This window comes from Vibrio sp. V42_P2S4T144, from assembly GCF_009904715.1.
GTDB lineage: Bacteria > Pseudomonadota > Gammaproteobacteria > Enterobacterales > Vibrionaceae > Vibrio > Vibrio alginolyticus.
Map to the genome: position 1 here is coordinate 1 of NZ_WXWS01000671.1, position 8,052 is coordinate 8,052.

The 8,052-nt window shown below is 45.8% G+C and carries 6 protein-coding genes; all 6 read right to left on the bottom strand.

The annotated features are described in order from the left end of the window. Positions 1-122: 122 nt before the first annotated feature. The gene (vpsR, locus tag CAG68_RS21655; protein ID WP_017635067.1) at positions 123-1,457 is read right to left on the bottom strand and encodes a cyclic-di-GMP-binding transcriptional regulator VpsR; all 1,335 of its coding nucleotides are present in this window, start codon (positions 1,455-1,457) and stop codon (positions 123-125) included. A gap of 244 nt (positions 1,458-1,701) precedes the next feature. Further along, the gene (lysS, locus tag CAG68_RS21660) at positions 1,702-3,219 is read right to left on the bottom strand and encodes a lysine--tRNA ligase (RefSeq protein WP_005382861.1); all 1,518 of its coding nucleotides are present in this window, start codon (positions 3,217-3,219) and stop codon (positions 1,702-1,704) included. Positions 3,220-3,253: 34 nt separating this feature from the next. Further along, positions 3,254-4,352, bottom strand: a protein-coding gene (prfB, locus tag CAG68_RS21665) for a peptide chain release factor 2 (protein ID WP_100068604.1) whose coding sequence is annotated in 2 segments (ribosomal slippage) — positions 3,254-4,276 and positions 4,278-4,352 — 1,098 coding nt in all. Because the reading frame shifts where the segments join, the coding sequence is not laid out codon by codon here. 173 nt (positions 4,353-4,525) lie between these two features. Beyond that, positions 4,526-6,265 (bottom strand): single-stranded-DNA-specific exonuclease RecJ, encoded by a 1,740-nt coding sequence (recJ, locus tag CAG68_RS21670; RefSeq protein ID WP_017821504.1) that lies wholly within the window; start codon positions 6,263-6,265, stop codon positions 4,526-4,528. Positions 6,266-6,308: 43 nt separating this feature from the next. Next, entirely contained in the window at positions 6,309-7,097 is a 789-nt protein-coding gene (gene dsbC / locus CAG68_RS21675) for a bifunctional protein-disulfide isomerase/oxidoreductase DsbC (protein WP_005381786.1), read from the bottom strand. Positions 7,098-7,156: 59 nt separating this feature from the next. Continuing rightward, a partial coding sequence (gene xerD / locus CAG68_RS21680; RefSeq protein ID WP_161441646.1) for a site-specific tyrosine recombinase XerD occupies positions 7,157-8,052 on the bottom strand: 896 nt, incomplete at its 5' end.

Consider the following 8,052-nt stretch of genomic DNA (forward strand, 5'->3'; position numbering starts at 1 on the left):
CCTGAGGAATATATAAATTTGCGGATTTTATAAATCAAACCAAACAAAAAATAAAAAGAGCGGCTCTGTGGCCACTCTCTTTTATTGTATTTATTCGCCTATTTGACACAGGGAAAGGCCAACTACATGGCTTGTTCGGAAATCAAGTTATGTTTATTAAGTAGTCGATACATGGTTGCACGCGAAACTCCGAGCTCTTTCGCCGCATTTGAAACTTGACCAGAATGAGATTCCAAAACAACCAGCAACGCATCACGTTCACTCTTCTCTCGGATTGATTTCAAGCTGCGCTTTGAGTCATTACGTTGAGGTAAATCTAAGTGATGCTCTTCAATCATTACGCTGTCGGACATTAATACCGCTCGCTTCACTTGGTTCATCAGCTCACGCACATTTCCAGGCCAGAAATAACGTGTCAGTGCCTTGAATGCATCCTCAGAAAAGCTTTTTGCTTGCGAGTTGTACTCTTTTGAGAACTCTTGTAAGTAGAAACGAGCCAGCAATGCGATGTCACTCGCACGTTCTTTCAAGCTAGGGACATTGATGCGCAGAACGTTGATGTAATGGTAAAGTTCTTCATTGAAGTCACCGTCAATCAAAGCTTTTTCAACATCTGACGAGTTAGCAGCAAGAATGCGTACGTTAACCGCTTTTACGCCATCTTTGGTATCAATGGTGCCTTCTTGCAAGAATCTCAGCAGATTCATTTGCTGCTCTTTTGAAATGGTAAGAATGTCATTAAACAACACGGTGCCACCATCTGCTTGTTCAAGCAGGCATGCTTCCATATCTTCATCAGCGTTAATACCAAATACTTCAGCTTGGAAACGTTGTTCATTGAGTGCGCGACAGTTAATTGCCATAAACGGTTTATGAGAGCGTGAAGAGACTTTATGGATGGCCCTAGCAACCGCCTCTTTACCAGTCCCACTTTCCCCAGAAATCAGAATGCTGACGTCCGTTGGACCAATGCGCTTCACTTGATCGCGTAAACGTTTCATCGGGATAGATTCACCGATCAGACCCATATCTAAACTGCTACCAAAACTAGGCCAAACTTTTTTCTCCAACTTAAGCATGCCAAGCTGGTGACCTATTGTGCTTAATAACTGTGCATCTGGGATCGGCGCTGTGAAAAAATCGATACAAAAGTTAACAATGAACTGGCATATGGTGTCAGTGCCAAGCTGAGATTCACGAATAAACGCTAACCAACGTACGTGTTTGTGAGAGCTGACTAAGTTCGCCAAGCCATTCAAGCTGAACTCGTCATGGCTGAGATCAACAATACCGATACATGGACCAATATCTTCTAACAGCGTATTAGCTTTGCGTAAGTCACCTACTTGATGACACTTCCAGCCCACTTGCTCCAGTACCGATAACCAAGGCTCATAAGTACCGCCAACTACCACAAGCGATCCCGGGATGGAATCCATCTTAAACTGCCCAGCCATTCTCTAACCCTTTTTCATTGTTAATAGAAATTTTGTGCCACAAACTTATCTTTGCGAGCGGGTAACATTATCGAGACTCCGCCCCCTCACGTCTGTCTCAGTATTAAGACTATGCAATAGATTGAGATTTGGCGAATGTTTATTTGCATATCCCATTAAAAGGCAAGTGCAACAACTTGAATTACCTTAACTAAAAGGCAAAAAAAAACCACCCGAAGGTGGTTTTTTTACTCATCCTATCGAATTACGCTTGCGGGCGCATTGCAGGGAATAAGATCACGTCACGGATAGTGTGCGTGTTAGTCAGTAGCATAACCAAACGGTCGATACCGATACCTTGGCCTGCTGTTGGCGGTAGGCCGTGCTCTAGAGCAGTGATGTAGTCTGCATCGTAGAACATTGCTTCGTCGTCACCAGACTCTTTCGCTTCAACCTGTGCTTTAAAGCGTGCATCTTGGTCTTCAGCATCGTTAAGCTCTGAGAAACCGTTCGCTACTTCACGGCCACCGATAAAGAACTCAAAGCGGTCTGTAAAGAACGGGTTATCATCGCTACGACGAGCCAACGGAGAAATATCTGCTGGGTAACCAGTGATGAACGTAGGCTGCATTAGCTTAGGTTCTGCTGTTTCACCAAAGATCTCTTCAAGAAGCTGACCGCATGTCCAGAAAGGTTCTACTTCAACGTGAACAGATTTCGCGATAGAAACCATTAGATCACGGTTTTGTAGGTCTTCTTCTGTTAGCGCTTGGATTTGCGCGTGGTCTGGGTTGTAGTGCTTGATTGCTTCGAACATGCTCATACGAGTGTAAGTACCACCAAACTCAACCGTTTCATCACCGTAAGGCATTGACGTTGAACCTAGAACTTCTTGCGCCACTGAGCTTAGTAGTTCTTCAGTTAGGTCCATCAGATCTTTGTAGTCTGCGTACGCCATGTAGAATTCCATCATTGTGAATTCTGGGTTGTGGCGTGGAGAAAGGCCTTCGTTACGGAAGTTACGGTTGATTTCGAATACGCGATCAAAACCACCAACAACTAGACGCTTCAGGTATAGCTCTGGCGCGATACGTAGGTACATTGGCATGTCTAGTGCGTTGTGGTGCGTGATGAATGGACGCGCACTCGCACCGCCAGGGATAACGTGCATCATTGGCGTTTCAACTTCCATGAACTGCTTAGAGATCATGAAGTTGCGGATTGCAGACATTACTTTAGAACGTACTACGAACGCTTGACGAGAGTCTTCGTTAACGATCAGGTCAACGTAACGTTGGCGGTAACGCATCTCTTGGTCAGTTAGACCGTGGAACTTTTCTGGAAGTGGACGTAGTGCTTTGGTTAGCAACTCGTACTCTTCCATGTTCACGTATAGGTCACCCTTACCAGACTTATGAAGTGCACCTTTAACACCGATGATGTCACCGATATCTAGACCTTGGTATTTTTCTTTAAGTACTTTTTGAACCGCTTTGTCAGCATAAGCTTGGATACGGCCAGAAGTTTCTTGAATTACCAAGAATGGACCACGTTTAGCCATGATACGGCCAGCGATTGCTACTACGTGGTTAAGCTCTTCTAGCTCTTCCTTCGTCTTTTCACCGAACTCTTTCTGAAGGTCGCCCGCTAGTGCGTCACGACGGAAGTCGTTTGGATGGCCGTTCGCTTTGCAGCTCTTTCGGATTGCATCCAGTTTAGCGCGGCGTTCAGCAATCAGCTTATTTTCTTCTAGTACAGTTTCGTTTTGAACAGCATCAGTCATTTTCGATGTATCCTGTTTTTGTCGGTGAAAAGCTTTATAGACCTGATTTCAGGCTAGCTTCAATAAATTTGTCCAGATCGCCATCAAGAACCGCTTGAGTATTACGGTTTTCAATGCCCGTACGGAGGTCCTTAATACGTGAGTCATCCAATACGTAAGAACGGATCTGGCTACCCCAGCCAATGTCAGACTTAGCGTCTTCATTAGCTTGTTTTTCCGCATTTTGCTTTTGCAATTCAAGCTCAAATAGCTTCGCTCGAAGCTGTTTCATTGCCTGATCTTTGTTCTTATGTTGAGAACGGTCATTCTGACACTGAACCACTGTGTTCGTAGGTACGTGCGTAATACGTACCGCAGATTCTGTGGTGTTTACGTGCTGACCACCTGCGCCTGACGCACGGTAAACGTCAATACGTAGGTCGGAAGGATTAATGTCGATGTCGATGTTTTCATCAATCTCTGGATAGATGAACGCAGAAGCAAATGACGTATGGCGACGACCGCCTGAATCGAACGGAGATTTACGAACAAGACGATGGACGCCCGTTTCAGTGCGTAACCAACCGTACGCATACTCACCAGAGATGCGAACTGTTGCCGACTTAAGACCCGCGACTTCACCTTCAGAGACTTCAATCACTTCAGCTTTGAAGCCCTTCGCTTCTGCCCAACGTAGGTACATACGCAGCAGCATGTTAGTCCAGTCTTGTGCTTCTGTACCACCAGAACCTGCTTGCAAATCGATGTAACAATCAGAGCTATCGTGGTCGCCAGAGAACATACGACGGAATTCAAGCTTTTCTAGCTTCTCTTCCAACTCAGCAAGTTCTGGTTCAATTTCGTCAAATGTTTCTTGATCTTCTTCTTCTACAGCCAGCTCAAGAAGACCTTCTACATCTTCCACACCTTGCTCTAGTTGATCAATGGTTTCAACAACCGCTTCTAGTGATGCACGCTCTTTACCCAGTGCTTGCGCACGCTCAGGTTCGTTCCATACATCTGGTTGTTCAAGTTCTGCGTTGACTTCTTCTAGACGCTCTTTCTTCGCGTCATAGTCAAAGATACCCCCTCAGGACATTTGTGCGCTGAGACACGTCCTGCAGACGGTTTTTAATTGGATTGATTTCAAACATGTTTACTCAACATTTTAGAATAGAATTTAACCGAGAAATTCTACTGAAAAATGTGACCGAGATACAGGAAAATTTCGGATGAGAAATCAGATTGCGGTGAGAGAGAGCACGGTCATAAAATTTTACGCCCACTTAGGGGCAACCGTACTCTATAAGAAAGGTTAATCTAGGTATTACTTAGCTTCGATATGGTCGATCATCAATTGCAATGATTGATTACCACGAAATTCATTCACATCCAGCTTATACGCGAGACGTACTGTTTTAACCGATGCATCTGGCCATCGGCGTAGATCAACATTGAATGCAATGCCGTCGATCATCACATTGGTAGGGTGACCTTTATAAAGCGGCTCTAACATCAATTTAAGATGCTTCTCACCCACCAGCTTTTGATGCAGTACTTTAAACTCACCATCAAAGATTGGTTCAGGGAAGGCTTGTCCAAAAGGGCCACCCGATCGCAGCTGTTCAGCAACATGCATAGAGAACTCTTCCGGCTTAAGTTCACCATCTGACATGATCACGCCTTTTAGCGCCGCTTCATCGAGTTCCTTTTTTACCACTTCATCAAACAAACGACTGAAACGCTCAAAATCCTGCTCTTTAATCGTTAAGCCTGCTGCCATGGCGTGTCCACCAAACTTGATGATCAAACCCGGGTTTTGTGTGTCGATGAAATCCAACGCATCGCGCATGTGTAGCCCCGGAATAGAACGACACGAGCCTTTAATCGTCCCTTCTCCGCCATCAGCAAATGCAATGACTGGACGGTGAAACTTCTCTTTAATGCGCGAAGCCAAAATACCAATCACACCTTGGTGCCAATCACGCTGGAATAAGGCTAAGCCATAAGGAAGCTCATTGCCTTCACCAAACTGAAGGCGCTCACAGAAAGCCATCGCTTCTTGCTTCATGCCTTCTTCAATCTCTTTACGTGTTTGGTTCAAGCCATCCAATTCACTTGCCATGCGACGAGCAGCGTGGATGTTGTTACACATCAATAGTTCAACACCGAAAGACATGTCATCAAGACGACCTGCAGCGTTAATACGTGGACCTAAAGCAAAGCCAAAGTCAGACGCAACTAAACGACGCGCATCGCGCTTCGCGACCTCAATTAATGCTTGGATGCCGGGACGCGCTTTGCCAGCACGAATACGTTGCAAGCCTTGGTGTACAAGAATGCGGTTGTTTTCATCCAATGGAACGACGTCGGCGACGGTACCCAGTGCAACAAGGTCAATCAGTTCCATCAATTTGGGCTCTTGCATCCCCTGTTCTGCAAACCAATTGTGTTTTCGCATATGAACGCATAGTGCCATCATGAGATAAAACGCGACCCCTACACCCGCAAGCGCTTTAGATGGAAAGCTACAGCTCTCAAGGTTTGGGTTCACCATTGCATCCACATCAGGCAACACTTGTCCTGGCAAGTGGTGATCGGTAACAAGCACAGTAATGCCATTTTCTTTTGCGTAACGCACGCCTTCGATTGATGAGACGCCGTTATCCACCGTCATGATCATCTCAGCGCCAAGCTCTAAGGCTTGGTCAACGACTTCTGGGCTTAACCCATAACCGTCTTCAAAACGATTTGGCACTAGGTAATCCACATTGTGACTACCAAGCATACGCAGCGCGAGCACTGATAATGCTGAGCTTGTCGCGCCATCAGCGTCAAAATCACCGACAACGATGATGCGTTTTTGTTCTTTTATCGCCTGAAACAAAAGATCGACAGCTTGCTCAATCCCCCCGAGTTTTTGATATGAATGCAACCCACGGGCCGACGTTTCTAATTGTGAAAGATCCGTTATCCCACGGTTGATGTAGATACGTTTAAGAATCGGAGGAATGGAATCAGGAAGAAGGGAAAGATCAGGTTCAGGACGTCGTTGAATTTCTATCATGCTTAAAAGAGCCGACAACTTTGCCGGCTCTGCTCCTAATGGATTATAGTTGCTTTAAACGTTTCAATAGCTCTGCAGGTGGTAGGTAGCCACCAACCATTTCGCCATTCGGTAAGAAGATTGCTGGCGTACCAGAAATACCCAATTGGCGACCTAGATTGTAATGTGCCTGGATGGTTTCTTTACACTGTTTCAAGTCTTTCGCAGGGTTATCAAATGTACGATTCACTTTCGCGTTGTGCATTGCCGACGCCGGATCTTCAGCACACCAAATCGTTGCCATTTGCTCCGCTACAGGGCCAGTTGCACCTTGGCGAGGGTAAGCCATGTAACGCACTGTAATACCTAGATCATTATAGCCTTGCATTTGGCTATGCAGACGCACACAGTAACCACAGGTGATATCGGTGAATACGGTCACAACGTACTTTTCATCGTCGGCTTTGTATTCGATCATGCTATCGGAGAACTGCGCAATTTTCTCGGCGTTAAGCGGCGCTTGACGCTCTGCTATGACATCTTTGTAACTGCCATCATCATTAATGGCATAAAGCGTACCGGCGATAAAATGGCTACCATCATTTGAAGCAAACAGGATCCCGCCATTGGTTTGAATTTCCAATAAGCCAGCGACGTCTGATGGTTGAATATCAACGATAGATAAACCAAGCTTTGAGAACTTAGTTTTTAATGCTGCTTCATCAAAGCCGCTTTGTGCAGCTGGCGCCACTTGTTGCGCAGGAGTCTCCGTTTGAGCCTGACTTTCTTCTGCACCACAAGCGGTAACAAAAAATGGTAAAGTCAGCAGAGTTAGTCGGCGTAATACGCTCATGAAATTCACCTTAATGTAAAATCGTTTTTCCAAGAGGACATGGATGAATCTAACCATTGTTATGCTCTTGGGTGGTGTTGACTGTGGATCTGCTTCAATCGTTCAGTCGCCACGTGAGTATAAATTTGCGTGGTCGATAAGTCACTATGTCCTAAAAGCATCTGTACGACCCTGAGATCTGCGCCATAGTTCAATAAATGCGTGGCAAAGGCATGACGCAGTACGTGCGGCGACAGCTGATCAGTATCAATCCCTGCTATCAAAGCATAGTATTTAATACGGTGCCAAAACGTCTGACGAGTCATCTGTCTTGCGCGTTTACTAGGAAAAACAATATCAGATGATGTATCACCAAGTAACGCAGGGCGCCCTTGTTGAATGAACGTCTCGATCCAATCGACCGCGTTTTCCCCCATAGGAACCAGGCGTTCTTTACCACCTTTACCAGTCACGCGCACCACCCCTTGGCGCAAGCTAACATTTTCCATGGTCAAACTGACGAGCTCTGTCACACGCAACCCTGTCGCGTAGAGTAGCTCTAGCATCGCTTTATCGCGCAATTCTATAGGGTCATTCGGGTCTGGCGCTTCGAGCAACGCGTCCACTTGCTCTTCACTAATATCTTTGGGTAAACGTTGTGGCAGTTTAGGACTAACCAAAAGCGCACTCGGGTCATCAGCACGCACCTTCTCACGATGCAGGTATTGAAATAAACGGCGAATCGCCGACAACATACGCGCACGAGACGTCTGTTTGTAATCTAAATCTACAAGGTGGCTTTGATATTCTTGCAAGCCAGACAAACTGATAAAATCAAGACGGTATCGATGTTTTTCCATCCACACGAGCAGCTTCATTAAATCGTTTCGGTAGGAAGCCAACGTGTTCTCTGATAGGCCACGCTCCATCCACATCGCATCTAAGAATTGCTCAACAAGCGAAAAATCTTGTTGAT